The organism is Sandaracinaceae bacterium (assembly GCA_020633055.1).
Taxonomy (GTDB): domain Bacteria; phylum Myxococcota_A; class Polyangia; order Polyangiales; family Houyiibacteriaceae; genus JADJJE01.
Genome location: JACKEJ010000001.1, coordinates 1 through 1042, shown reverse-complemented (window position 1 = coordinate 1042; position 1042 = coordinate 1). Strand labels below are relative to the sequence as shown.

Below are 1042 nucleotides of genomic sequence, written 5' to 3'. Positions count from 1 at the left end.
TGGGGTTGCCCCGCTCTCGTGGACACCGGGTGTCAAGTAGTAGCCTGAGGCGCCCCGACCGGCACTACCGCCGCGGGGAGGGCCGAGGGGGGTCCAGGGGGGAGACCGACGGTCTGGGGATTGCTGTGGACGGCTGGGGGTTTCGACGCGTCCTGCTCGAACTCGACCGGCGACCGCATCCCGAGGCGGCTGTGCAGGCGGCGGGTGTTGTAGAAGCCCTCGAGGAACTCGAACACGTGGGCCTCGGCGACTGCGTGCGTCCTGAACGTCCCGACGAGCGCGAGCAGCTCGACCTCGAGGGTGGCGAAGAAGCTTTCGGCCATGGCGTTGTCGAAGCAGTCACCGACCGAGCCCATCGAGACGTGGGCACCGAGGGCCTTGCAGCGCTTCGTGAAAGCGGCGCTGGTGTACTGGCTGCCCTGGTCGGAGTGGTGCACGACCTCCCTGGGGCGGCGACGGGCGACGGCCATGTCGAACGCGGCGATGACGAGCTCGGCCGGCATGCTGCTGCCCGTCGCCCAGCCGACGACCTTGCGGCTCCACACGTCGAGGACCATCGCCAGGTACAGCGTCCCGGCGCGGGTCGGGATGTGGGTGATGTCGGCGACCCAGAGCTTGTTGGGCCCGTCCGCCGTGAAGTTCCGGTCGACCAGGTCGGGCGCAGGCCGCTGCTTGTCGTCGCGGACCGTGGTCCGGTGCTTGGACCGCCGCGTCACGCCGACGATGCCGGCCTCGCGCATGAGCCGCGCGACGCGCTTGCGGCTCGCGTGCACGCCCTGCCGTCGCAGCACCGCGCGGATGCGAGGTGCGCCGTAGATGCCGCGCGAGCCCACGTGGGCCTTGCGGATGAAGCCCAGCAGCTCGTCATCGCGCAGTGCGTGGGCGGACGGCCCTCGCGCGAGCCACGCGTAGTAGCCGCTCCTCGACAGGCGCAGGACGCGACACGTCGTCGCGACCGCGTGGTCGGCCTGGTGCGCCTTCACGAACGCGAACCCTTCTTCCGGGTCGACGCGCTCTCCGCGGCGAACCAGGCCGCCGCTTT

1 protein-coding gene is annotated in these 1042 nt (G+C 71.0%); it reads right to left on the bottom strand.

What is annotated here, in order from left to right:
• Positions 1–32 precede the first annotated feature (32 nt).
• Positions 33–1042 (bottom strand): IS3 family transposase (locus tag H6726_00005; protein MCB9655999.1); only part of this gene is annotated, 1010 nt, incomplete at its 5' end.